Origin of the sequence: Anaerospora hongkongensis (assembly GCF_004339805.1) — a bacterium.
GTDB lineage: Bacteria > Bacillota > Negativicutes > Sporomusales > DSM-15969 > Anaerospora > Anaerospora hongkongensis.
Window position 1 is genome coordinate 69,193 of record NZ_SLUI01000005.1, and the last position, 24,606, is coordinate 93,798.

The window sequence follows — 24,606 nt, forward strand, 5'->3', positions numbered from 1 at the left end:
TATCTTCGCAGACCTTGTTTCCATCATATTTTACTTACTTTTCAATGTCAAACAGAACTTTCGCGTTTGCTGTATCCGGCCAGAAAAGTCAAAATACCGTATAAGGCCGTCCGGATCGTACTTTGACGCTGATCCCGCACAGGATCGACGCAAACTACATCCAGGCCTTTTACCTTGGGATTTTGACCGAGTAAGAACAGACCATCCAGGAGCTGCCAGGAGGTCATCCCTGCAGGGGCCATCGCCGGTACACCCGGAGCGTATGCCTGATCGAGAACATCCATATCTACCGTTACATAAATCGCTTCTGTACCGTTGCCGGCAATCTCCATGGCCTGCTTAACCAGATTCTCGATACCTTCTTTGGCTACCTGGCGGGCCGTGAACTGGGTAATGCCTTTAGACAAAGCATATTCGCGATAGGGCTTGGCATTAGCAAAACTGTGAATGCCCAGCTGCGCAATATGCCGTCCTTCCACTATCGCCGATTCAAGCAAGCTGCGAATCGGCGTCCCGTTGGACGGCCCCCCGTCCTCTAAGTTGCGCACGTCCATGTGAGCATCGAACTGTACAATGCCCACCTTTCCGGAAAAACGCTTTTTAAACGCTTTTACCGAAGGATAGGTGATGGAGTGATCACCTCCCACCAGAATGGGAAAAATCCCCGGCAGCGCTTCATAAACATTGGTCATGCCTTGTTCAATATTCTGATGGCACCGGAGAAGATCGGTGACATGCATTTGCAGATCTCCCATATCACGGGCCAGCAGCTCCTGCAAATCGACATCAGCATCAACATTATAGGTGGTAACCGTCTTAAATAATTCCCGCATTGCATTTGGCAGCATCGACGCACCGGAAACACTAATCGACGTTTTGGACAGCGGTACCCCGATCAGCCCGATATCCACTGCCTCGGCACCATCCCAGGGGATTAGCCAGCGGGACACTTTCGTTTCATAGCGGTCTACCCAGTTGGAACGGAAAATAACTTCAGGAGGATTTAAAAGTTCAATTTTTTTCATTTGCTCTTTGCTCCTTTACCATGCTGACCATAAACAAAAAAAGGCAAAACTCAATAGAGTCTTGCCTTCTCAACATCTCATAGCTCTAGGCTTAATTACAATTAGTTTAACCGATCGGTCGTTCCGAAGTCAAGTCCGAATATCCGGGTAGTACTAGTTCTGCGGCCCTCTATTCGACTTAGTGATTGTGGTGCTGCGGTGCCGGAACACCGGTTGTGCCGGGATCCCAGCCCATTATGGCAGGATCAACCATACCGAAAATCATCGCAATATGCGCCACAATAAGAAATACCGTCAGCAGAATAAAGTGAAGCTTCATCTTTTCTTCCTCGGTTTTACCTTTGCCCAGCACGCCAAGCTCAAGTAGTGCAATGCTGAACAGCGGCAGTACACCGCTCAGATAAAATCCAACTGCAATGATATCGGCCGGTCCGCGCCATTGGATGCCGGGAACAGTTGTAATCATCAGGTTCAGAAAGATGCCGAGAAAGTAAAAACCGAGAACGATACCAAGATACTTGTTCCAAACTCTCCATTGACCGGCTTTTCCTCTAAGAAAAACGGTGTAAAACTCAGTAGCAACCAACGCCTCTGCAAGTCCCACCGGTATTACCATATACAAAATCAGATTCCAGGGCTGATTATCAGCAAGCAAGGCCATATAATGGGTCATGTTCATTGTCAGCATCACTCCTTTTGGTTGATGCCCCCATTATAACAGGCAAATATGAAGAACTTATGAATTTTCCGCTTCTTGCTGGGAACTCAGTATTCTTAATTCCCTAGCCATAAAAATTCCTGTCAACAGCGCTGCTCCTATATCAGAAATTGGGCCGGCCAGCCAAATTCCCGTTAGGCCCCAAAACTTCGGCAAGAGAAAGATAAGGGGAATCAGCAGGATAATTTGCCGTAATACATTAAAAACAATCGCATAACCAGCCTTGCCGACAGCCTGAAAATAGTTAGCGCTGATAATCTGAAACCCAATGATTGGCAGCATCAGTAAAAACAAGCGCAATCCGTCTGCGCCAAGCTGCACCAGCTCAGGGTTGCCGTTAAACAGCCGAATAATATGTACATCCAAAAGTTGTACGCCGACAAAGCCAAACACACAAAGGCCGCTGGCTGCTATTACGGCCAGTTTAACGGTTTCAATCACCCGCCGGTAATTGCCTGCACCATAATTATAGCCGATAATCGGTTGAGCCCCCTGACTGATGCCCATTACCGGCATCAGCATCAGCATCAACACCCTGTTAATAATCCCAAAAGCGGCAATCGCCAAAGCACCGCCATAGGTCATCAGACTGAAATTCAACACAACAATAACCAGGCTGTTGCCAATCTGTAATAAAAAGGGCGCCAGACCGATTTTGGCAATACCGGTCATAACCTCGCTCTGAACAGCAAGATATCTGCGTTTTAGTTGTAATGTGCCGGTACCTTTTATAAAATACGTCATTACCCATACCGTTGCGACGGCCTGAGAACATACAGTTGCCCAGGCTGAGCCTTCTATGCCCCAGTGAAGTCCAAAAATGAACAGGGGATTAAGGATGGTATTTAACACCGCTCCGATCAGCATTGTCAGCAGCGCTGTTTTCGGATCTCCCTGGGCCCGGATGATGCCATTCAGGCCAAAGCTTACATGCATAAAAACGCTGCCTGCCAAAATAATGGTCATGAAGCTCTTAGCATAGGGAAGGACATCCGGTGTTGCCCCTAAAAACAACAGCAGCGGCTCTAGAAACCATAAGGCGGCTGCAGTAGTAATGACGACAAGCCCGATAACCATCGTCAACGCATTGCCTAAAATAAGTTCTGCACCTGCTTTGTCCTGTTCACCCAGGCGAATGGATACCAGGGAGGCTGCTCCCAGTCCCACAAACATTCCCACCGCCATTAGAATCATCATTAACGGAAAGGCAATCGTAACAGCAATTAAGCCGATCTCACCAACCCCTTGTCCGACAAAAATGCTATCCACCACATTATATAAAGCATTAACTACCATTCCAATAATCGCCGGAACGGAATAGTCCCATAATAATGTGCTTATCTTCTGCTCTCCTAAGGCAACTGATTTGTCCATACCTACCTCCGGGCTTCTCTTCGCTTTTACTATAACGACTTATTGTACCACCAAGAGCAGGGAATTATCAAATTCCCTGTCATTACTTAAGAATAAAAAAAGCAACCTCCGGCACACATTCCGTGTGAAGGTTGCTTGAATGTTATATTTTATTGATTAGCCTGAACGTTAACCTGATCAATTGCCTGTTTTATTTTAACCGCCAGACCGGACATTTTGCTTGTCGGAATCGCACAAACCGAAATACGGATGCCTTTGGCCAGAGGAACCAGAAAAATGTTGGCTTTATTCAGGACCTGACAAACTTCCTCCGGCTTTTGGCAGGGAATCGTCAGGAAAAAACCGGAGCGGTACGGAAGAAATTCCAACCCGGCAGTCTTCGCTTCACTGCTGAATAATGCGGCACGGGATCTAATAATAGCCAGAGCGGCTGCACGCTCTTCATCACTCTTTCTTATCAGCTCAGGATTGGCATAAATAGCGGCCAGTACTTTGGATGCCCCGCGATTGATGCTTGACCAGCTGGCCCGGCAGGTAATCTGATTTGTTTTGAAAAATTCATCGGCAATGTGTTCACTCCGGGACACGCCAATCATCGCACCGACCCTCTGCCCATAAAGCGTAAAGCTTTTTGACATACTGAAACAGATAATCGGCAGTACGTTCTCCGGCAGCTCAGCCAGCAGCGGAAAAAAAGAACGGCTCGCCTGCTGGTCCTCCGTGTAATCCAAATAAGCCACATCAATGGCCAAAATAATAAAGCGTCCCGGTACTGCCAGCTTTTTAGAACTTTCCAGGACTGCCTTCCACTCCTCATTTGTCATGGAATAGCCGGTGGGATTGTGGGATGGCGTGTTTAAAACAACGACAAGCCGCTCCTGCGTTGCCAGCAATGCTGCCATTTTTTCTTCCATTTCGGCCAGGTTAAATTTGTCTCCGGCGAACAGGGAAAAAGTTTCAAACCGGCGCAGTGCATCCTCAGCAATTGATTTATACGGTCCCCAGCACCATTCACTGGACAGAACAGCATCACCAACCGAGGTGTAATTGGCCACAATATTATGCAAGGCACCTGTGCCGCCAGGCGTTGCAACCGCCTTGATATGAGCGGCGGGGCGAAAATCGCGGAACACATGTTGAATGGCGGCCTCCAGAAAATCAGGAGCTCCTTCCAGCGGCGAATAGGCAACTACCTCGTTCATTGGAATACTGCGGTATACGGTCTCCACCGTAGGCAGACAAAAAATTGTTTCCGTTTCATCAAGGAACGTTCCCGGTGCTCCATTAATAACCTGGTCCCTGCCATAAGCCGCTTTGGCCTGGGTAGCATTTGAGACAACGGTAAAAATTTTATCCGGAGTATATTTCCCCCAGGTATGCGGTGCGGCAATCGGCATTTGTTTACTCATATTCTCTCCCTTTCTCCGGAAATCTGCAAAAAATAAAATAAAATAAAAAAGAGCCAAATCCATTCTGATTTGACCCTGGAAAGACAAGCAGACGCCAAAATACGGCAGCACAAACGTGCGGCGTACTAGTATCTCTGTCCTTTTGCCTGAGAGATTTATCAGCGGTATGCTGGGTTTCCCCTTCGGCGCTCTCGGTAGAGAGTCTCTCCAGAGTTCCGTCCCTTTGCGGTTTAACTCCCGCAAATTTCATCCAGATATACATTTGTCGTTATTGAGAATACTCTTTGCCCTTATTATAAATTACCCCTATCAAAAATACAAGCAAATTCCACTCTCTCTCTGCCTGGCCCACGGGGAACAAAAAAAGGGGACTGTCCCCTTTTTTACACAAAAATAGGCTCTGCCGGGCAAAGCATCCCGGCAGAGCCTATTTTGTTAAACTACAGCGAGTTTTTGTATATTTGCCACACCGTTTCTTTCGTTGCCGGTACAGGTGCCATACTGAGCAGCGCATCCAGGCTTGGCGTCTCAAAAGCCAGCTGGGTCAATTTATCAAGATCCTTCTCCGTAAAGCCCTCGGAGGCTAAGCTGCCATTAATCCCGACTTCCTGCAGCCACTTTTTCAGTCCGTCATAGGCTTTCGCCGCTTCACCGGGATCTCCTGTCAGCCCCGGCACAAGCGGCGCCAGAATATCAGCCAGCACCTGCGCTCTCGCCGGATAGATCTGCTGTACCACAGCAGGCAGTAAAATTCCTAACCCCAAACCATGTGTTAATTCAGGCTTAACCCCGCTAAGCGGATGTTCCAGGGCATGCGTAAAGTGCAGCAGGCCGTTGTCAAAGGAAATTCCGGCCAAAAGCGAAGCGTAAAGCAGGAAATAACGGGCTTTTAAATCCTGAGGATCGCGTTTAGCCTCCAGCAGATAATCATGAACCAGCTGGATCGTTTCCCGGGCCAGGCTGATGGCAAACGGATTGGCATTGATTGTGGTCGCCGCCTCAATTACGTGATTCACAGCATCTACCGATACATAAACCGTCTGATCCGGCGGCAGCATCGTCATCAGGGCCGGATCGTCAATGGCATACAGCGGATAAATGCAGTCATAAGCAATGGCAGGCTTATATTCTTTCTCCGGAATAGTCACCACGGCAAAGCGGTCTGCCTCCGTACCGGTACCGTGAGTCAAATTAATAGCAACGATAGGAACAGCCTCTTCGGGACTGAAGGTAAATTGATAGAGATCGCGCGCGGTCTTATCAGGATACGCAAGCAGAATAGCTACGCTCTTGCCGGCATCAATCGGACTGCCGCCGCCAATGGCAATAACAGCCTGGGCACCAAAAGCGAGCGCCTCTTTTGTTGCTTCATCCACCTGGTCAACAGTTGGATTCGGCGTAATTTTACTATATAACACATATTCTATGCCAGTTTCCTCTAACGCTTTTTTCACAACATCCCAGGCACCGGTCTTAATATGAGAAGACTTACCGGTTATAATGACGGCCTTGCTGATGTTTTTTGCTGCCAGAGCTGCCGCGATATCCTTGGCCTTTTGAATCGCTCCGACACCTAAATAAACCGTTGTTCTTGATCGGATCTCCATAACCTTGTGAATATCAATTTGATTTTCCCACATGAGCATCCCACCCTTTCAACACGTCATTTACTGTTAATCATTTCCATACGTTTCATGTTCAGTATACGAAACAGTACTGGAAAAAGCAATCACTATTCGTGAAAAAAATAACTTAATTCACATCATAATTCGCTGCAATGCGTTCTTTCTGTTGAATTACCCCTATAAGGTGCTGAATTTGCCGGTCTTAACGGAACAGCGCCGGTTATTTCCGACTTTACAACTCATTTTTTTACCAATATAATGAAGTTTGGCAGGAATTATTTGATAATAACAATCATTATCCTGCCAGGCAACAAATTATCGCAAAGGGGTCCGCCATGAAAATAAGCAGTAAGTTAATGATTGTCACAATTGTTCCCATCGTATTATTTACCTTGTTTAGTTATTTCTATATTATTCCTCAGACCCGGACCAGTATTTACCGGGAAAAGGATTTGCAGCTAAAAACCAATGTGGAAAGTCTGCACTCTTTGGTTGCTTATTACGCCTCACTGGCGGAAAAGGGCACCTTGACCGTGCAGGAAGCACAAGCCAGAGCAATCGAAGCGACTACCCCGATCCGCTATTCCCAAAACAGCTATTTTTGGATTGACAACACTAGTCTGGTGAACGTGATGCATGGTGATCAGCCACAGCTGGTCGGCAAGGACAGAAGCGGCGTAAAAGATAGTAGAGGAACGTTTACCGTTCGTGAGTATATAGCGGGAGCGCAGCAAAATAAAGAGTCCGGTTATTACCTGAACTTATGGTATACCAAACCGGGTGTGCCCGAACCATTGCACCGCCGTATTTATTCCAAGCTGTACGAACCATGGGGCTGGGTTATTTGTACCGGTATCAATATAGACGATGTAGAGCAGACGGTCGCAGCGGCAACGACCTCTATTCTGCTGGCCAACTTGCTGGTAAGCCTGCTAACGATAGGCGTTATGTACTGGTTCTCACGCCAGACAATCACCAGGCCTTTACAAAATATTATTGATAAACTGCGGGAAATGGCCAATAACGGCGGTGATTTGACAAAAAAAATTGATATACCGCGCAATGATGAGCTCGGTCAGTTAGCCTCAGTCGTCAATGATATGACCGATAATTTGCGGCAGCTCATCGGTCAGCTTTCCTTATCGGCCCAGCAAGTATCCGCTGCGGCAGAAGAACTTACCATCAATGCCGAGCAATCTGCCCAGTCAGCTGGCCAAGTCGCCGGGTTAACCGAACAGACAGCTGCCGGTACGCAGCGTCAATCACAAACCTCGGCCGGCGTTTTAGCTGCAGTTGAGGACATAACCGCCGGTATCCGGGACGGTGCCGCCAGCGCGAAAGAAACCGCAGCTATTACAGACCATACGCTTACGATCATTGCCGATGGCAATGATGCAATTGCAACAGCCATCAGCCAAATGAAGAGTATCGAGCATAAGACCGGCGAATCAGCCGAAATCATTGCCGAATTAGGGGAAAGCTCTTTTGAAATCGGTAAAATCATTACCGTGATTGCCGGGCTTGCCAATCAGACTAACCTCCTGGCACTGAATGCAGCAATCGAAGCTGCCCGGGCAGGCGAACAAGGCCGGGGCTTTGCCGTTGTAGCCGATGAGGTCCGCAAGCTCGCCGAGCAGTCCCAGGCAGCGGCACAACAAATTACCGGCATTATTGATAAAATTCAGTCTCGTACAGAATCAGCTGTTGCTTCCATTACAACAGGCTCGTTAGAAGTGCAGAAAGGGACGCAGGTCGTCCAGCAGGCAGGAGCCGCTTTTGGGACAATTACGCAGGAAATCAACGGGGTCGCGGCAATGGCCCGTATTTCCGCCGAAACCTTGCTGAAACTCGTAGATCATGGCACCAAGGTCTTGGCCGCCGTACAACAAGTTGATATCATCAGCAATGAAATTATGCAGCAAACTCAGACGATTGCAGCTTCCCTTACCCAGCAGTCAACTGCACTGGAGGAGATAACTGCCTCCAGCCAGGCCTTAACTGCTTTATCCGTCCAGTTAAAGCAGTCTGTTGGACAATTCACCATTTAAAAGCGGAGCCAAGAAACAGCTCGGTATTTTTGAGCTGCGTCTTGGCTTTCCCCATCATGTTCAATGGACATACATTGGAAAAAAAGGTATAATATAACAAAATTAGAACAACACACGTCCTATCGTTAAATACAAATGTAACCCATTACAGGATTGGAGGAGAAATATGAGTACTACCAAAACAAAATTAGCCATTGTCGGTGTTGGCAATGTCGGTTCAGCAGTGTTGAATACGGCCTTGTCCTTAAACCTTGCTGCAGAAATTGCCGTCATTGATATCAAAGAAAATAAAGCGTTGGGCGAAGCGCTTGACTCCCTGCATGGCGCGCCGTTCAGCCTCAGTCCCAACATCGATGTTCATGCCGGCGGTTACGAGGAATGCCGGGATGCCGATGTTATCATTATTGCCGCAGGACCAAGCATTCTGCCCGGTGAGCCGGGAGATCGCTTATCTCTGGCGGGGAAAAACGTACAGGTGATGAAAGAGGTTATGACTTCCATTACCCAATATACCAGAGAAGCGATTATCATCATGATCACCAACCCGCTTGACATCACCACCTACTGTGCCGCCAACTGCTTCGACTACCCGAAGAATAAGCTCTTCGGTACAGGTACTTCCTTAGAAACAGCGCGGCTCAAGCAGTTGCTCGGCTCCTACTATAAAGTTAATCCCCAGGATGTCCAAGGCTTTATGCTCGGTGAACATGGCAACTCCGCATTCCCTGCCTGGAGCTTGATCAGCATTGCCGGTATTCCCAGCGACCAGTTTGAAGATTACTTTACGCCGGAAAAACCGCTTGACCGCGCCAGCGTCGGCCCTTCTGTCATTAACGTTGCCTATGATGTTCTCAACAATAAAGGCTGCACAAATTACGGCATCGCCATGGTAGCCTGCCGGATTGCCCGGGCTGTTTTTTACGATGAACACAGCATATTCCCCGTATCAACAACTTTGGAGGGAGAATATGGCATCAGCGGCGTATCATTAAGTCTGCCCTGCCGCATCGGCAGAGCAGGCGTTGAAACCAGACTGGCAGTTCCCCTTCACAGCGAAGAAATAGCCAAACTGAAGCAAAGCGCCGCAAACCTGACAAACGTACTGCAATCTGTCGGTCTGAAATAAAATAAAACAACACAGCCCCGTCAATTTTGACTGGGCTGTTGTTTTGTGCCGCCTGACGGCAGGTTATCAAAAATCTCTCGCGAATATGAGCGGTAACAGGCAAAAGGAGGCTAATAAAGTGGCTGAGCATTTTATTGATGCCCTGGGAGATTTCTGTCCGATCCCCAACCTGAAGGTTCAGGCTGCCTTACAGCAACTGCTGCCGGGAGATTATATTACGCTGCTGACCGATCATAGCTGCACCGTCTCTGTGATCCAGGCGGAAATGCGCCGTAAACGGTATTCGATGGAAGTAGAGGAAGTAGATAACGGCATTTGGCAGATTACCATTCGTAAATAACCGGTCTAACAGAACCCATTTGCCGCTGACTTCATTAGCTTAATAAATCTTGCCGTAACAGGGCGATGTGCCTTGCTTTTATAAACGACATAGATATGCTGCCGGATTGTAAGTGACTCGATTTGCAGCGAGCAAAGAGCTTTATTATAAAGCTCTTTTTTTACTGCAATCCGCGGCAGAATGGAGATTCCATGGCCTGCTTCCACCGCGGCCTTAATGGAATCAACACTGTTCAGTTCCAACACAATATTTAGCCGGCCAAAGTCAATTCCCGCCTGCCGGAAGACCTGTTCAACCGCCCAGCGCGTTGCCGATCCTTCTTCCCGCATAATCAGCGGTGCCGTCAGCAGCTCCTTTATACTGAGCTGCGGCTTCTGCCAGGGCTTTTGGTTAGGAGCAACGACCAGCATTTCCTCTGCATGAATTTCATCGGCCTGAAAAGCCGCATCAGGCTGAGCGCCCTCAACAATGCCAATATCGATGAGATCGGACCGCAGCTCCTCCAAAATCTGCCGCCGATTGCCCAGCTTTAATTTAATCGCGGCCTCAGGGTACTTTTGCTTGAAAATAAAAATACTGCAGGGAACTGCATAGCCCCCAATAACACTGGTAGCGCCGACTGAAACCATCTGCTCACAATCCGACTGGAGACTTTGCATCTCCTCTTCCATCGCTGCTGCAGCTGCCGTTACCTGCAAAGCATGCCGGTATAAAGCAGCTCCGGCCTTAGTCAGCTGAAATTTTCGGGCATCACGGTGTATGAGGCTGGTTTTAAAATGAGCTTCCAGCTGCTTTACATTCTGGCTCAAAGCAGGTTGCGACAGGAAAAGGCGTTCAGCAGCTTTTGAGAAAGAACCGGCATCGGCAATTGCAATAAACGCCTGCAGCAGCCGCAAATTCAAACTTCTCACCCCACTACGTATAACTTAACCTTATACTATCATAAAAATCAGAAATTTCACAGTTTTTCCAGAAAGTAGTACAATAGCAGTAGGTAGAAGTGAAAAACTTCACATACATAAAGGAGGGTCGCCACTGTGTCGGAAACACAAACCATCATCAGAAAGCGTCCGCAAATCACTACCAAAAAGAAAAGTCAGCTCGGCTATACCGGAGCCGCACTCCTCGTGGTTATCGCCGTAGCAATCCATCTGTCCCAGAGTAAAACCCTGCTCAGCATTATTTGGTTTCTGGGTATTGGCCTCGGAATCGTTCTCCAAAAATCCCGTTTTTGCTTTACCGCCTCGCTGCGAGACCCCATTCTGACAGGCAGTACCTCGTTAACACGGGCCACCATGATTGCCTTTGCTGTGGCTAGCTTAGGCTTTGCCGCGCTGCAGTTTACTACCCTCTTAAAAGGCGGTCCCGTTATTGGCGGTGTTCAGCCTGTAGGCATCCATACCGCGCTTGGTGCCATCATCTTTGGCATCGGCATGGTCATTTCCGGCGGCTGCGCCTCCGGCACGCTGATGCGTATGGGCGAAGGCTTTGCTATGCAGTGGCTGTCCCTGACAACCTTTATCCTGGGGTCCGCCCTCGGCGCTATTCACTTTGGCTGGTGGACGGATAACTTCTTTAAAGCCGCCCCCAAAATCTACCTGCCGGAAACATTCGGCTGGGCCGGTGCTTTCTTCGGACAGCTGGCACTGCTCGGAGCCATCTATGTGTTTGCCACCTGGTACGAATACCGCAAAGCATAAAAAACATTAGGTTACTGGAGGAATAAACATGGCTGAATTTACAATTGATGCATTAGGTGAAGCTTGCCCGATTCCCTTACTGAAATGTCAAAAAAAATGGCCTGATCTAAAGCGGGGCGATGTCATGATCGTCAGCATTGATCACAGCTGCGCGCTAAAAAACATCCCCGAGTGGGCCCGTAAAGAGGGCCACAATGTGGAAGTAGAAGAAGTGGATGACGGCGTTTGGGATATCTATATTGAAAAAAATGCATAGGAGGCCGGGTATATGACGGCACGGGCAGTTCAGGAACTGGAGACATTGAAAAAGACGGTGTTAATTGATGCCTGGCCCTATTGGCTGGGGGCAGTGTTATTAGGCCTTTTGAATATTATCATCTTCATTTATATGGCCTCTCCCTGGGGTGTAACTACCGCATTTGTATTCTGGGGTGCCTGGATTTATCAACTCTTTGGCGGACATCCGGAAACCTGGTCTTTTTTTACGCTCCAGCCATCCATGATGGCGGCATTAAAAGGCGGTTTCTGGGCGCATGGCGGGTCAATTATTAATCTGGGACTCATTGTGGGTTCCTTTTTATCGGCTGCTGCCGCCTCCCAATTTAAGATCAAAAAAATTAAGGCAGGCAGGCAGGTTGTAGGTGCCCTGCTTGGCGGGCTGTTGATGGGCTATGGCGCCCGCCTCGCCTTCGGCTGCAATATTGGTGCCTATTTCAGTGCAATTGCCTCCATGTCCCTTCATGGCTGGGTATTCGGGATCTTCATCCTATTAGGCGCCTTTATCGGCAGCAGACTGTTAGTAAAATACTTTATGTAGGTGAAGTGATGACAAAACATCAGGAAAGGTATGATGTGGCAATTATCGGCGGCGGCGCCGCCGGACTGACGGCAGCACTGTACTGCGGTCGGGCACGGCTGAAAACAGTCTTGTTTGAAAAGGCCCTGCCGGGGGGATTAGCCACGTATACCAGCGAAATTGAAAACTTCCCGGGTTTTCCTGAACCGATTACCGGTACCGAGCTGATGAAGCGGTTTGAGCGCCAGGCAAAACGGTTTGGCGTGGCTATGAAATTAACAGCTGCCAAGTCCGTTTCTCTTGAGGGGCGGGATAAAAAAATCAGTACCTTTCGCACCGATTATACCGCCAAAGCTGTGATCATTGCCAGCGGCGGCAAACCCCGCTTAACAGGCGCTGCAGGCGAAGAGCGGTTTCTCTTTGATAAAGGCATTTCCTTCTGTGCCACTTGTGACGCCGCCTTCTATACAGATAAAACCGTTCTGGTCATCGGCAGCGGCGATGCGGCTATCGAAGAAGCTATTTTCCTAACGAAGTTTGCCAAAAAGGTTCAGGTGTCCGTCATTCATGACACCGGTATTCTGGATGCCAATGAAGTGGCTAAGGAACAGGCTTTTTCCACGCCAAAATTAGAGTTCATCTGGAATACCATGGTACAGGAATTTAAAGGCGAAGAACGGCTGAACCAAGTCGTCCTGAAAAACATAAAAACAGGTGAACTGGAGACGGTGGACGTAGATGGCTGCTTCCTGTTTATCGGCTACTTACCGGATACCGATTTGTTCAAGGGGCAGCTAAATATGACTTCACGGGGCTACATCCTGACGAATGATCAGATGGAAACCAACCTCGAAGGGGTTTTCGCCATTGGCGATGTCCGCGACAAAGTACTGCGCCAGGTAGCGACCGCGGTGGGAGACGGTGCTGTCGGCGGTGTGGCTGCCGAGCGCTTTTTAGCTGAAGCAGCGTATCTGGAACAGCAGCTGCTTACTTCCGGCAAACCGACTCTTGTTTATTGCTGGAACCCAACTGATTCCGATTGCCGGACATTGATGACCGAAGTTGAGCAGCTTAAGGAAAAATATGGTGACACCTTTAGAGTTGTCACGATCGATATGTATAAGTCAGCTAAAATGGCAGAAAAACTCGGCATTCATCAGGCACCGGCCTTCGCTTTGATTAAAGATCAGGCCATATGCTGCCGCCTGACTGCTTGTACGGAAGAACTGGCGGCTGCCATTGAAAAAGAGTTTTTGCCCTGCTGAAATAAAAAAAGATCGATTCTCTAACCGAACGGAGAGAGATTCGATCTTTTTTAGTGACGGCATAGGTCTCATTACACTGCAAATACTAAAACACATCAATGGCGGAGTGTGATCCACTATGTTAGAAGACCTGTCCATTGCCATTCGCACGGTATTTATATTATTTGTCCTTCTCGTCATCTGCCGTGTATTAGGCAGAAGAACACTATCTGAGCTGACATTTTATGATTTTGTCATGGGCCTTATATTGGGGCAATTTGGAGCCTCCGTTATTACGGAGGCAGAATTCAGTTTGCGCAGCGGCCTGATCGGGCTGCTGGTAGCAACACTTTGGGTGCTTTCCATCAACTTCCTATCCATGAAATTTATTCCTGCCCGCAAACTGCTTGAGTCAGAGCCGCTGTTAGTCATCCACAAAGGAAAAATTCTGGAGAAAAACCTGCAAAAGCGTTTTTATAATATTAACGATCTCCTGGAAATGCTGCGCGAGCAGGAAGTTTTTGATCCTGCGCAAGTTGAACTGGCCCTGATAGAGTCAGATGGTGAGCTGAGCGTTCTCAAAAAGCAGGCATTTCAAACGCCCACCGTCAAGGATCTAGAGCTGCAGCAAAATCCGGTCATGAACAGCCTTTGCGTCGGCAATGAGTTAATCATTGACGGCAAACTGATGGAGCAGGGGCTGGTCAAAACCGGACTGACGGCCAACTGGCTGCAAGAGCAGCTTAGTGCCCAAGGAATTAGCAGTTATCAGGATGTAGCCCTCGCCATGATTACACCGGAAGGCACATTGTATGTCGATAAAAAGGCCGAAAAATCCGGCACTGATAAAAAACTTAACTGATTGGAGCAGCATCCTCTTTAGCCGTCTGGGGAACAGCCGGCTCCCGCTTTCCGGCAAGCTCTTCCTCCAGCTGACGTATCCGGGAGTGAGCCTTATACAGCTGGTATTTCAGCTTAACCTGAACATACAGCTGCAGCATTAGCGCAGATAAAAAACCTAATGCCGCCGCGCCAAGAATAACAAGCACCAGCGAAGCCTCCAGGCTCATTGTAAACAAATTGACACTTACCATGGTACTGTTCTGCACAGCAAATAAAGCAATGAGAAAGGCAAACCCAATAGCAAGAATAAGCAGCACATATGCCATTTCGAACCCCTCCTTACTAGCTTCTTAATAATACTGCCATTTTTTTGTATATTTCGCGATAGAATTTAAATTCCCTACTTACAGCAGGGCACTTGCTTACTGCTATAGATTTTTCCTTTAATTTTGGTAGAAGGCAGTGCTGCCAGGACCAGGTTCCCCTTCTCTGAATGGATTTCCACATATGAGCAGGTCTCCTGAATGTCAATTATCCCAATGTCGGCAGCGCTAATCCCCGCAATCTGACTGACGGCTCCCACAATATCACCTGCCCGCATTTTCTTCTTTTTCCCGGCACTAATACGGATTCTGGTAATCCCATTGTTCAACTGTCCGCTGCTAGCGGATTTGGCCTCATGCCTAAGACTGCCGCTGGCTGCATAAACGGCCTTGCCTGCAGCAGCTTCCGCTGCTGCAGGCACATCCCGGCGAACGATATTGTAGCCGAGATAGTCCTCTAAGGCCGCTAAGGCTGGAGAGTCCTGCGCTGAACAAAAAGTGATTGCCATACCCTCATTGCCGTTTCTGCCGGCCCGGCCAATACGATGTACATAGGTTTCTTTGTCTAAAGGAAAATCGATATTAACTACAAGCTCCAGCTCATCAACATGTACGCCTCTTGCCGCCACATCTGTAGCTGCTAACAACCGGATTTCACCCCGTTTGAAGCGTTCCATTGTTTGCAGACGCTCCCGCTGTTCCAGTCCGCCATGAATGCTTTCGCAGCGGAGAAGAGCCTTTTGCAGGCTTTGGGCAACAGCATCTGCTTTTTCCCGGGTATTGCAGAACAGCAGGGCGTTGTTGGGCTGAATCGTAAATAGCAGCTTATGCAGCAGTTCTAATTTCTCTTGTTCTGCCACTTCGCAATAAGATTGCCGGATTCTCTGGTCTTGAGGCTGCGCAGGGGCAACTTCTACCCTCACGGGCTGCTGCATGTACTTGCTGCAGATCACTGCAATGCGCTCCGGCATCGTTGCCGAAAATAACAGCGTTGTTCTGGCTGCTGGCAGCAGGTTAATAATAGCTTCCACCTGCTCAATAAAGCCCATTTCCAGCAGCTTGTCCGCTTCATCGATCACCAGATAGCGAATTTCATCCAATTTTATATTTGCTTTATTGATATGGTCAAGTGTCCGCCCCGGCGTGCCGACAAGCACGTGAACTCGCTGCGCCAGTTCTCTTTTCTGCGCCTCCATCGAATATCTGCCAAAAACAGCAGCACAGCGGATTTTCTTAAACCTGCCGATATTGGCCATATCCTGTTTAATCTGCACTGCCAGTTCCCGGGTAGGAGCAAGCACCAATACTTGCGGATTTTTTTGCTCGACGGCAATTTTCTCACAAACAGGTATGCCAAAAGCAGCCGTTTTGCCGCTGCCGGTCTGTGCTGTTACTATTACATCCTTTTGCGCAAGTACCAGGGGTATCACCTCTTGCTGCACAGCAGTAAGCGCTTCGAATTCCAGGCCGCTTAAGGCTTTTCTGATCTCTTCCGTAAAATTATCTATGCCGTTTTTGCTATCAGTCATATGTTAGACCTCTCTTTACTTACATATTACAATATTACATTTTATGACCTAATTTAAAAGAAACTTTGAAACCTTTTGTGCATATACTGTTGACAACCGTGTGTTTGATCCGCTATAATCACGTTACAAGCTAAATATTGTATCGGTAATGACGGAAAAAAGTAATGATGCAGTTTTCATTCAGAGAGCCGGTGGTTGGTGTAAACCGGTTGAAGTTGCATGATGAAGTTCCTTCCTGAACTGCGGGCTGAACCCTTTAGTAGGCCTGGCCGTATATCTACGTTACAGATTTAGAGTAATCTTAGGATTAAATACAGGGTGGTACCGCGGCTTCGCCCCTCATGCGGTATCACTTTTTTTATTTAACACTAAGGTTTAATTGGGTGGTACCACGGTAACTATCGTCCCTCTTTTTTAGAGGGGCGATTTTTTCTTTTTAAAAATTATTAAGCAGGAGGTTCTTGTATGAGTATTCCATTCGTTATTGTATGTATTTATATCGCTTCGCTGTTTGTCATTAGTTATTTTGCCCAGCGCCGGTCTGCAGGCAGTGCAGCTAATTACGTTCTTGCCGGCCGTCAGCTTACAACGCCATTGATCACCGTCTCCATTGTTGGTTTAGCCGTGGGGGGAGCATCTACGATTGGCGTTGCCGAACAGGCATACAAAGTCGGGCTTTCTGCAGGCTGGTATACAACCGCCTGGGGCTTAGGAGCCATTGCCATGGGTATGCTGGTTGCAAGAAAATACCGGGAACTGAATATAACAACCATTCCCGAACTGCTAGGACGTTATTATGATAAAAAAGGAATGATTGCCGGGGTTTCCTGTCAAATCGTGATTCAGCTGGTGGTAATGTCCCTGCAGTATATTGCCGGCGGCAGCATTCTTTGCGCATTGGTACCGGAAGTCTTCACCTTCACTTCCGGCGTACTAACCAGTGCCGCAGTATTTATCGGCATTACGACCATTGGCGGTATGTGGTCGGCCAGCTTATGCAACATTTTAAATGTCACCTTGAAATATATCGGCATTATCCTGGCAACCATCTTCAGTGTACGTCATGCCGGCGGCATAAGCAATATCAGCACCCTTCTGCCGCAAAATGTACCCTATCTCAGCTTTTTTGACGGTGTTGGCATTGTTGGTATCTTCAGCTGGATTCTGGTACTGGTAACAGTAAACCTGTCCCTGCAAAGCATTATTCAAATTTCACTGGGCGCCAAGGATGTGCAAACCGCCCGGCGCGGCTTCATTATCGGCGGACTGATGATGCTGCCGATTGGCTTTGTCAGTGCCCTGCTGGGTGTTATTGCCAAGACCATGTTCCCGGATGTAAGTCCTGCCCTGGCCCTGCCAATGACCATTATGTCTCTCAATCCCATATTAGCAGGCATTACTTTGGCGGCTTTATGGGCAGCCGACGTCTCCACCGCCTGCAGCCTGCTGCTCAGTTCGGCAACGCTCTTCTCCCAGGATATTTATAAAAAATTCATCAATCCCAACGTAAGTGAGAAGAACTTCCTGGCTGTTACCAAAGGCTCAGTACTGATCTTAGGACTGCTCACCTTATTATTTGCTATGACCATCAGCGGTATTATCAACACACTCATGATTGGCCTCAGTCTCACGGCTGCTTTTAGCACAATTGTCCTGTTCACTCTCTTCGCGCCAGCCTTGTGCAAGAAAAACGCCGCCTTCTACACCATTGTAACCGGCTTAGCTGTCCTGATCCTGTGGCAGACCTTCCCCGCCATCCGAATTTTCCCCCATGTTATTTATCTCGAATGGCTTGCCTGCCTGGGAGCATTTCTGTTAACTTATGTTTTAGACAGCGCTCCCATAGCCTCACCGAAATCAGCAGCCGCCGAACAATAACGCTATCGCAAGTACATGCAGGCGATCCTGCCATGTACTTGCTTTTTTTATAAGCGTAGGTTAGTATAATTTAGACCGACTTTTACAACAAATTACCTGATTACTGGTTAATCACCGGGATATACTGATACATAGAGGAGTGATCAACATGGGGAAAATTTCGGATAAAAGCAGCTATAAGAATCAAAAGAGTGCTGCAAAAAGCACCCAATTCTATGCAAACAAACAAGCCGCAAAACAAATAAAGAAGAAATAATAAAACAGGTGGAATTTCCACCTGTTTTATTATTTGAGCGGTTAGTTTTCAATCCCCAGCCGCGCCGCTACTCCCTGCTGATAATAATGCTTGATTTCTCTCATTTCCGTCACCAGGTCTGCCCGCTCAATGAGATCGGGTGATGCCCCGCGGCCAGTCAGGACAAGCTCAACGTTTTCCAGTTTGCTATTAATAACGTCCTCCACCTGCTGCCAGCTTACCAGTTCAAAAAACATTGCTACATTGATCTCGTCGAGGATTACCAAATCATACTTGCCATTGCTGACAGCCTCTTTTGCCCGCGCAATTCCCTGAACAGCCACTGTAACATAATCAGCTGGTGGTTTACCGGGTGGAAATACTACCACTTCAGATCCCCATTTGGCCAGTTCCTCTGCCGTTAAGGAGCCTTCTTTGGCTACAAAGAACGGTTTTCCCAGCGTCTCCAAATGCAAATCAGGGGAAATCTGCGGTAAAATATTGTGCTCACTATATACTTTGGACTTCATAAATTGCAGCAGCAGGACACGCTTCCCGGCTCCCAAAGCCCGGATCGCCAGCCCAATAGCTGCTGTTGTTTTTCCTTTACCATTGCCGGTGTATACTTGTACATAACCTTTATCAGCCATACTAAAACCTCCTGAAAACTAAATTTACAGTCTTCACCGCAGCGGCCGGCGGACCCCTTCATTTGCCGCTTTCCCCCTAATCAATGCTTCCGGATGTCGTAGCATCCACCCGTAAAACACTGCTTTCGATTTCATCCAATATCCGTCTTAAGTCTGTAAAAATACCCCCTATTTCCCGCAAAGCAGCTAAGGGTGACGACTGATGAATCTCAAAAAAACTCTGCGACTGAATGTACTGCGTCTCAGCAACAAATTCCTTCAGCCGCTGAATGTTCTCACCGGAAGGATAACAACTCGCTTCTCCAAAAAGGTCAATACATTTTGCAGTTGCTTGCAGCACCTTTGAAAAATCAGCATGTACTTCCGGTACGGCTTGCAAATCCAGTAATCCCCGGGCGATGCCCCGAACCTGGGTTGCCATCCTCTCCAAATCTTTGATTAGCAAAGCAAGCTCTTCCATAGCCTGACGCTCTTGCCGCCAGAAAGGAGTAAAGCGTAGATTGCGGGCCGAAGCAGTTAATCCCTGGTGATCTTTTTCTATCACGCCAACCATTTCTCGCGCATTGTAAAGTCCTTGCGCTACATTTTGCTTTTCGTTATATACAGTCATCTGTTGCAGAACAGCAGCCAGTTCCTTGGCTAATTCTCTAATCCGCTCCCGGTATGCAGGACTTGATTTTGGCGGATAAATAAGGATATTAATGACTACTGCAACAATAGCGCCTATCACGGTTTCACCGATACGATCCGCAGCATAGCCCTGCATACGTCCATAATCCAGTACCAGCAGTGCACTTACACCCACCTGGGTTATAACCTGTGCATGTAACCGCAATGCAGTTGATATTGCCATACCAACTAAAACAACAAGGGCCACGGAAATTGTTCCGACACTAAAGAACTTGCCTGCCAGGACTCCCACGCTGACTCCACCAACAACACCCAAGATACGGTAAACAGCCTTCTCAATTGAATCAGCAATTGTAACCTGCATAATCAGAATTGCAGCTAGCGGAGCAAAGACAGGATAGGGACTGTGAGGTAATAAAGATGCCAACATCCATGCAATCCCTGCAGCCAAACTACTTTTAACGACTTGTAAAGTTAGTCCTATCCGGTGCAGGGATTCTAAGCTGATTTTCATCATGCAAGTTCCCTCTCGTTAAAACCTTATTAAAATCAACAATTTTGACAAACTGGGCAGCTCTTTTGGGGAAAAATCAAATTTATATATTGCTCCAGGCACTCCAAGCCCCTCACCGTTGAGGGTTTGGGATATTTGTGAGTCAGCTTATAGCAAATCCGGGCCGGTGGCAGATCAAGCAGCGGCTGGATAGTAAACTGGCCTGAACGGACAAAAGAATCGGCAACCGATTTAGGAACTACCGACCATTGTTTGTCATCTTCCATAAGGGAAAAAATCAGGCCGGCAACATCCACTACCGCATGAGAGGAACGCAGCGGGTCCCACCAGCGATCATGCCAAAGCTGAAAGGAAGGCCCCCAATTCCAATAGATCTCATTCTCCGTGCTCAGTTCGGTGGGATGAATAGTCCTCAAAGCATCATTTTCCGGTACTGCCCTGCGAATCAAAACCGATTCATCGAGAAAAAAGGGCTCAACGCTAATATTCGGAACCGATCGCTCCATTTTCACAAAGGCCACATCAACTTCACGCCGCTCCAGCGCATTCCACAGCTCAACCGAGTGCTGCGTCCGGAAAGTAAGCCGGATAGCGGGACTATGCCGCATAAGAGCCCGGTACAGCGGTGGCAGCACATAGGTGTTTAAACTGTTAGATCCGCCAACAGCCAGACTGAGCTGTGGCCCACTGGCCTGCAGCTTCTCCGTATCCCGCTTTAAAGCGTCCCACCTTTCCGCTATTGCTACAAAACTTTCTCCAAAGGGCGTCAGCGTCACCCGCTGTATTCCCTTACCCCGTTCAACCAGCACTGCTCCCATATCTGCTTCGAGTGTTTTTAAGCGATAACTCACCGTAGCCTGGGTCAAATGCAGCAATTCAGCCGCTTTATTCAAATTTTGAGTTTGCACAATCGCCAAGAAGGCTTCGATTCCTGCACTGTACATACTGCCTCACTAATAAAGATTTTTTCTATATAATATACTCAATTAATTTGTTTTACAAGCGGCCTTTCTATATTTAAAATAAACGTATGTCTCGCGGACAGTTAACATCCACCTGCAACAAAGGAGGCTTGCTAGTTGATAAACCACACCACTTCCGGCCAAAAGCCTGTCATTCTTATTTCGTTACTCACTGCCGCCTGCCTGCTGGGAGACTCGATGCTGTATGTCGTCCTGCCCATCCACTGGCAGGAAGCAGGCTTGGCATCGCTGTGGGAAGTAGGCATTCTGCTGTCTGCTAACCGCCTTGTCAGGCTGCCGTTAAATCCGCTCGTCGGCTGGCTCTATGAACGAATGAGCAGCCGCAATGGTATCTTATTTGCAGCCTTGCTGGCGACGGCTACAACCCTTGCCTATGGCTATGCACAAGGCTTTCTATTTTGGCTGATCCTGCGCTGTGTCTGGGGCCTTTCCTGGACATTCCTGCGTTTAGGAGCCTATTTCACTATTTTGGATGTCGCCGGCGATGCAAACCGGGGACATTATATGGGACTGTACAATGGGCTTTACCGCCTGGGAAGCCTGGGCGGCATGCTGCTGGGTGGCTTATTAGCCGATCGCTGCGGGCTGGAGCTGACTGCCATTTTTTTCGGTGCCCTGACCTTCCTGGCAATTCCATTTGCCATTCGCTTCATCCCTGCATCCACAAAACATGAACAGCCTAAGTCGTCCGGTACTCCCCTCTCGTCCCTGATTAGTCCGGATATTCTCTGGACGCTTTTGACCGGCATGGTGATCGCTATGATTTATCAGGGGGTCTTCGCATCCACATTAAGCTATTTAATACAGGTTCACAATTCTTCAACCATCCTGCTCTTTGGAGTCTCCGTCGGAGCAGCTTCCCTTGCGGGAGTGGTTCAGGCACTGCGCTGGAGCTGGGAGCCCTGGCTGGCCCCTTGGTTCGGGAAACTGTCCGACGGTAAATACGGCCGCAAAACGCTGCTGACCGCAACATTAGTGTCAGCCGCCGCCGCGTTTGCCCTCCTGCCCCTGCCACTGACACTGGAGCTGTGGCTGCTGCTGATCCTTTTTATCCTGCTTACTGCCACCATACTCACTACCGTCATTGACGCAATTGCCTGTGATGTTGCCTTCTGCTTTTCGCAAAAAACATTTATGACCGCTTACTCTTTTGCGATTGATGTCGGGGCCGCCTTAGGACCAATGCTTGGTTATGCCCTCAATGATCTCTGGGGCCCATATGCGGTTTATACTGGAACAGCCGTGATACTGACTCTGCTGGCAGCAAAATGGCTGTGGCGGCCGGTTTCCTGTCCCTCGCGCAGCTAAGACCTTAGTGCTCAGCGTCCCATTGCCAGGTCTCTACCCGGTTGCGGCCGGTATGCTTAGCCCGGTACAAGGCCTGATCTGCCGCCAGAATTAGTTCTTCTTCCGTCAGATTCTGGCTTTGAATGCCGGCTTCCACAGTGGCTGCTCCTATACTGATAGTTAAAGATATTCGCTCGCCTTGGGGAGCGAATATCTTTTTTTCCGCCTGTTCCCTTAGCTTTTCTGCCAAGGCCTGAGCGGCAACAGCCGGGGTTTCCGGTAAAACCACGGCAAATTCCTCGCCACCGTAGCGGGCTGGCAAATCAGTCTTGCGAAACAAGCCTTGCAGCAGCTTGCCCATCTCCTGCAAAACAGCATCTCCTGCCGGATGACCATATTGGTCATTAATTTTTTTAAAGAAATCAATATCAATCATCAGTAGGCTGAGCGGACGTCCATAGCGCCTGACCCTGAGTAATTCCCGCTTCAGTGTATAGTCAAAAAAACGGCGGTTAGCGATTCCCGTCAGATTGTCGGTTAAGCCAATCTTTTGAATGCTGCCGTATAAATAATCCCGGTCCAGTCCCATTGCTACCTGTGTAGCAATCGTAGCAAGCGTCGCCTCAGTATGCGAGTACCGGTTTGCTTTCCGGTCATAATCCCACAGAAATACAATAACTCCCTGCAGCGTATGCCGGAAAAACAGGGGCATAACACTTACCGTCTTACCTGAGACTAGTGTCAGCGGCATCAGTACAGGCTGCAACAGTTTTGCAAAATGTTCATTAGCCGGTGAATCCTGTTTAAGGCCTGCCAATTGCCTTTTAGCAAACAGCTGTTCTAACCGTCTGACATCTTCAGCGGCAAAATCCTGGGCATGCACTGACCGCACCAGCGGCGGATTCAAATGACGCTGCACAACAAAAGCAGCAAATGCATCGGCTCGCAGGAAATCATTCAGCATACTGCCTATTTTGGCCAGCAGCATCGTTGGTGAGGGCTGATCGGTAACCACCCGCATTACCTCATGCAGTAAGGCCAGTTCATCAGACTTTCTTACCGAAACTTCCTGCAACCGGTCTATTTTTACGGCAATAGCAATTTGCTCTGCATAAAAGCTCGCCAAATTCTTTTGGTTTTCCGAAAATCCGGCACGACGATTACTGAACAGTTCCAAGGTTCCTGCAAGTTTTCCTTCTACGAGAATCGGCACACCAATCATAGCCTTTAATCCAGCCCGGGCAATTTCCGGCCGCAGCCGGGGCAGGAATTCTTCGATATCGTCCAGGTCAACCACTTGCCCCTGGGCATACTTTATCCCCATAAATTTATTTTCCAGCGAAGTCTCTACAGGCAAAATGCTGCTCTTGTAGGCAACGACCCATAATAACTGCGGCTGACCCTCGAGGAGACTGACAAAAACATGATCAGCACCAAAGACCCGCTCTGCATCGCTGACAATCTGTTCTAAAAAGCCGGTCAGCTTACCGCTGCCGGTTATCGCCCTGCCGATATTCGCCATTGCGGTCTTTTCCAGCCTGCAGCCCTGCTCAGCAAAGCCGAACTGCGCCTTCTGCCTTGCCAGTGCAGCTTGCCGCAGGCGGTGAAGCCGGGCATGAGCACGAACGGGAAACTGTATCAGCCATTCTTTCAGGATAAAAAAAATTACAATGCCGGTCAAACTCTGGTATACCAAGCTAAGAACCGCAATCCATGTGGCTGCAGCGGCATTGCTTGCGGCCATTACTGCTGCTATACTGCTGCAGCCGCTAATCAGCAGTATACGCAAAAACTTGTTCCGCCTGCCGCCATATTGCCCGGAGCTTGTCGACTGCAGCAATGCCACTGTCAAAAAAATAACCGGCAGTGACCAAAGCCAAATGCGCTCCAGGGTCGTCACAAGGGACAGACCGCTATAGGCGATTGCCAAAAGAAAAGTTCCGGTAAGTATAGCTACCAGAACTTTTTTTTCTCTCCACACAAGCGCGGCAGCCATTGCACCAAAGGCCAAGAGATACAGCGGCACTTGCCAAAAGCTGTTATATGCACCTGCAATGGCCGCCCCCGCCAGTAATACTGCCACAACGCCCAAAATAACCGTTTGCTTATCCTGCTTTCTGCCATAGGCAGTGGCAGCAAACAAACAATTCATAGCCTGCAGACCAATGACAAAAGCACACAGACCAAAAAGTAACAACTCTCCGGCTGTGCCTCCGGTCTCACCCCGTCCCGCATAATAGATAAGCGGTGTCAGCAATGCAAGCAGCATTCCATATAGCACTGCCGTAGAGCGGCCGCTAAGCCAGTACTCCCATCTATTGTTAACCAT

Annotated in this window: 22 protein-coding genes, 1 riboswitch and 1 other annotated feature; of the genes, 10 read left to right on the forward strand and 12 right to left on the reverse strand. The window is 48.5% G+C overall.

Annotated elements, in window-relative coordinates; all coding sequences use genetic code 11:
* Window positions 1-47: 47 nt before the first annotated feature.
* From EV210_RS08440 to EV210_RS08460, 5 genes are all read right to left on the reverse strand, one after another.
* The gene (locus EV210_RS08440) at window positions 48-1,025 is read right to left on the reverse strand and encodes an agmatinase family protein (protein WP_132078488.1); all 978 of its coding nucleotides are present in this window, start codon (window positions 1,023-1,025) and stop codon (window positions 48-50) included.
* A gap of 178 nt (window positions 1,026-1,203) precedes the next feature.
* Entirely contained in the window at window positions 1,204-1,704 is a 501-nt protein-coding gene (locus tag EV210_RS08445) for a DUF6803 family protein (RefSeq protein ID WP_132078491.1), read from the reverse strand.
* A gap of 57 nt (window positions 1,705-1,761) precedes the next feature.
* Entirely contained in the window at window positions 1,762-3,117 is a 1,356-nt protein-coding gene (locus EV210_RS08450) for an MATE family efflux transporter (RefSeq protein ID WP_132078494.1), read from the reverse strand.
* 149 nt (window positions 3,118-3,266) lie between these two features.
* Window positions 3,267-4,526: a pyridoxal phosphate-dependent aminotransferase gene (locus tag EV210_RS08455; RefSeq protein WP_165898837.1), complete on the reverse strand. Its 1,260-nt coding sequence runs from the start codon at window positions 4,524-4,526 to the stop codon at window positions 3,267-3,269.
* A gap of 124 nt (window positions 4,527-4,650) precedes the next feature.
* Window positions 4,651-4,747: riboswitch (glycine riboswitch) on the reverse strand.
* Between the two features lie 219 nt (window positions 4,748-4,966).
* On the reverse strand, window positions 4,967-6,166 hold the full coding sequence (locus EV210_RS08460; protein ID WP_132078500.1) for an iron-containing alcohol dehydrogenase: 1,200 nt from the start codon (window positions 6,164-6,166) through the stop codon (window positions 4,967-4,969).
* Window positions 6,167-6,486: 320 nt separating this feature from the next.
* On the opposite strand from EV210_RS08460, the gene EV210_RS08465 reads away from it, so the two are divergent.
* The 3 genes from EV210_RS08465 to EV210_RS08475 all read left to right on the forward strand — a co-directional run bounded on the left by EV210_RS08465 (window position 6,487) and on the right by EV210_RS08475 (window position 9,665).
* Complete coding sequence (locus EV210_RS08465; RefSeq protein ID WP_132078503.1) at window positions 6,487-8,199, forward strand: methyl-accepting chemotaxis protein; 1,713 nt, start codon at window positions 6,487-6,489, stop codon at window positions 8,197-8,199.
* A gap of 166 nt (window positions 8,200-8,365) precedes the next feature.
* Entirely contained in the window at window positions 8,366-9,325 is a 960-nt protein-coding gene (locus EV210_RS08470; protein WP_132078506.1) for an L-lactate dehydrogenase, read from the forward strand.
* A gap of 118 nt (window positions 9,326-9,443) precedes the next feature.
* The gene (locus tag EV210_RS08475; RefSeq protein WP_132078509.1) at window positions 9,444-9,665 is read left to right on the forward strand and encodes a sulfurtransferase TusA family protein; all 222 of its coding nucleotides are present in this window, start codon (window positions 9,444-9,446) and stop codon (window positions 9,663-9,665) included.
* Between the two features lie 5 nt (window positions 9,666-9,670).
* Here EV210_RS08475 and EV210_RS08480 read toward each other — a convergent pair whose 3' ends face one another.
* Window positions 9,671-10,567: a LysR family transcriptional regulator gene (locus EV210_RS08480; protein WP_132078512.1), complete on the reverse strand. Its 897-nt coding sequence runs from the start codon at window positions 10,565-10,567 to the stop codon at window positions 9,671-9,673.
* Window positions 10,568-10,702: 135 nt separating this feature from the next.
* Between EV210_RS08480 and EV210_RS08485 the strand changes: the two genes are divergently transcribed.
* The 5 genes from EV210_RS08485 (at window position 10,703) to EV210_RS08505 (ending at window position 14,267) form a co-directional block, all read left to right on the forward strand.
* Window positions 10,703-11,365: a YeeE/YedE thiosulfate transporter family protein gene (locus tag EV210_RS08485; RefSeq protein ID WP_132078515.1), complete on the forward strand. Its 663-nt coding sequence runs from the start codon at window positions 10,703-10,705 to the stop codon at window positions 11,363-11,365.
* Window positions 11,366-11,393: 28 nt separating this feature from the next.
* Entirely contained in the window at window positions 11,394-11,621 is a 228-nt protein-coding gene (locus tag EV210_RS08490; RefSeq protein WP_132078518.1) for a sulfurtransferase TusA family protein, read from the forward strand.
* Window positions 11,622-11,633: 12 nt separating this feature from the next.
* On the forward strand, window positions 11,634-12,182 hold the full coding sequence (locus EV210_RS08495; protein ID WP_132078521.1) for a YeeE/YedE thiosulfate transporter family protein: 549 nt from the start codon (window positions 11,634-11,636) through the stop codon (window positions 12,180-12,182).
* Between the two features lie 8 nt (window positions 12,183-12,190).
* Window positions 12,191-13,426: an FAD-dependent oxidoreductase gene (locus EV210_RS08500; protein WP_132078524.1), complete on the forward strand. Its 1,236-nt coding sequence runs from the start codon at window positions 12,191-12,193 to the stop codon at window positions 13,424-13,426.
* Window positions 13,427-13,544: 118 nt separating this feature from the next.
* Window positions 13,545-14,267, forward strand: coding sequence for a YetF domain-containing protein (locus tag EV210_RS08505; RefSeq protein ID WP_132078527.1), 723 nt, complete (start codon window positions 13,545-13,547; stop codon window positions 14,265-14,267).
* On the opposite strand, the gene EV210_RS08510 is transcribed toward EV210_RS08505, so the two are convergent.
* Together EV210_RS08510 and EV210_RS08515 are read right to left on the reverse strand one after the other, a co-directional pair.
* Complete coding sequence (locus tag EV210_RS08510) at window positions 14,260-14,574, reverse strand: LapA family protein (RefSeq protein ID WP_132078530.1); 315 nt, start codon at window positions 14,572-14,574, stop codon at window positions 14,260-14,262. The two genes, EV210_RS08505 and EV210_RS08510, sit on opposite strands and share 8 nt — an antisense overlap.
* Window positions 14,575-14,648: 74 nt before the next feature.
* A complete protein-coding gene (locus EV210_RS08515) occupies window positions 14,649-16,100 on the reverse strand; it encodes a DEAD/DEAH box helicase (RefSeq protein ID WP_132078533.1) in 1,452 nt (483 codons plus the stop codon).
* A 139-nt stretch (window positions 16,101-16,239) separates the two neighbouring features.
* Window positions 16,240-16,443, forward strand: a binding site (T-box leader).
* A gap of 122 nt (window positions 16,444-16,565) precedes the next feature.
* Here EV210_RS08515 and EV210_RS08520 point away from each other — a divergent pair.
* Complete coding sequence (locus EV210_RS08520; RefSeq protein WP_132078536.1) at window positions 16,566-17,978, forward strand: sodium:solute symporter family protein; 1,413 nt, start codon at window positions 16,566-16,568, stop codon at window positions 17,976-17,978.
* Window positions 17,979-18,275: 297 nt separating this feature from the next.
* On the opposite strand, the gene EV210_RS08525 is transcribed toward EV210_RS08520, so the two are convergent.
* The 3 genes from EV210_RS08525 to EV210_RS08535 form a co-directional block, all read right to left on the reverse strand.
* Complete coding sequence (locus EV210_RS08525) at window positions 18,276-18,863, reverse strand: cob(I)yrinic acid a,c-diamide adenosyltransferase (protein WP_132078539.1); 588 nt, start codon at window positions 18,861-18,863, stop codon at window positions 18,276-18,278.
* A 76-nt stretch (window positions 18,864-18,939) separates the two neighbouring features.
* Window positions 18,940-20,010 carry an FUSC family protein gene (locus EV210_RS08530; protein WP_132078542.1) on the reverse strand — a complete coding sequence of 357 codons (1,071 nt, stop codon included), beginning with the start codon at window positions 20,008-20,010 and terminating at the stop codon, window positions 18,940-18,942.
* 32 nt (window positions 20,011-20,042) lie between these two features.
* On the reverse strand, window positions 20,043-20,951 hold the full coding sequence (locus tag EV210_RS08535; RefSeq protein WP_132078545.1) for a LysR family transcriptional regulator: 909 nt from the start codon (window positions 20,949-20,951) through the stop codon (window positions 20,043-20,045).
* A 135-nt stretch (window positions 20,952-21,086) separates the two neighbouring features.
* Here EV210_RS08535 and EV210_RS08540 point away from each other — a divergent pair, with 135 nt between their 5' ends.
* Window positions 21,087-22,298, forward strand: a complete 1,212-nt coding sequence (locus tag EV210_RS08540) for an MFS transporter (RefSeq protein ID WP_243650483.1) — start codon at window positions 21,087-21,089, stop codon at window positions 22,296-22,298.
* 4 nt (window positions 22,299-22,302) lie between these two features.
* On the opposite strand, the gene EV210_RS08545 is transcribed toward EV210_RS08540, so the two are convergent.
* Window positions 22,303-24,606, reverse strand: a complete 2,304-nt coding sequence (locus EV210_RS08545; protein WP_165898838.1) for a GGDEF domain-containing protein — start codon at window positions 24,604-24,606, stop codon at window positions 22,303-22,305.

Coding starts and splice junctions, on each gene's coding strand:
- EV210_RS08440 (WP_132078488.1), bottom strand. CDS start 1,025: ATGAAAAAAATTGAACTTTTAAATCCTCCTGAAGTTATTTTCCGTTCC.
- EV210_RS08445 (WP_132078491.1), bottom strand. CDS start 1,704: ATGAACATGACCCATTATATGGCCTTGCTTGCTGATAATCAGCCCTGG.
- EV210_RS08450 (WP_132078494.1), bottom strand. CDS start 3,117: ATGGACAAATCAGTTGCCTTAGGAGAGCAGAAGATAAGCACATTATTA.
- EV210_RS08455 (WP_165898837.1), bottom strand. CDS start 4,526: ATGAGTAAACAAATGCCGATTGCCGCACCGCATACCTGGGGGAAATAT.
- EV210_RS08460 (WP_132078500.1), bottom strand. CDS start 6,166: ATGTGGGAAAATCAAATTGATATTCACAAGGTTATGGAGATCCGATCA.
- EV210_RS08465 (WP_132078503.1), top strand. CDS start 6,487: ATGAAAATAAGCAGTAAGTTAATGATTGTCACAATTGTTCCCATCGTA.
- EV210_RS08470 (WP_132078506.1), top strand. CDS start 8,366: ATGAGTACTACCAAAACAAAATTAGCCATTGTCGGTGTTGGCAATGTC.
- EV210_RS08490 (WP_132078518.1), top strand. CDS start 11,394: ATGGCTGAATTTACAATTGATGCATTAGGTGAAGCTTGCCCGATTCCC.
- EV210_RS08495 (WP_132078521.1), top strand. CDS start 11,634: ATGACGGCACGGGCAGTTCAGGAACTGGAGACATTGAAAAAGACGGTG.
- EV210_RS08500 (WP_132078524.1), top strand. CDS start 12,191: ATGACAAAACATCAGGAAAGGTATGATGTGGCAATTATCGGCGGCGGC.
- EV210_RS08505 (WP_132078527.1), top strand. CDS start 13,545: ATGTTAGAAGACCTGTCCATTGCCATTCGCACGGTATTTATATTATTT.
- EV210_RS08510 (WP_132078530.1), bottom strand. CDS start 14,574: ATGGCATATGTGCTGCTTATTCTTGCTATTGGGTTTGCCTTTCTCATT.
- EV210_RS08515 (WP_132078533.1), bottom strand. CDS start 16,100: ATGACTGATAGCAAAAACGGCATAGATAATTTTACGGAAGAGATCAGA.
- EV210_RS08520 (WP_132078536.1), top strand. CDS start 16,566: ATGAGTATTCCATTCGTTATTGTATGTATTTATATCGCTTCGCTGTTT.
- EV210_RS08525 (WP_132078539.1), bottom strand. CDS start 18,863: ATGGCTGATAAAGGTTATGTACAAGTATACACCGGCAATGGTAAAGGA.
- EV210_RS08530 (WP_132078542.1), bottom strand. CDS start 20,010: ATGATGAAAATCAGCTTAGAATCCCTGCACCGGATAGGACTAACTTTA.
- EV210_RS08535 (WP_132078545.1), bottom strand. CDS start 20,951: ATGTACAGTGCAGGAATCGAAGCCTTCTTGGCGATTGTGCAAACTCAA.
- EV210_RS08545 (WP_165898838.1), bottom strand. CDS start 24,606: ATGGTTAACAATAGATGGGAGTACTGGCTTAGCGGCCGCTCTACGGCA.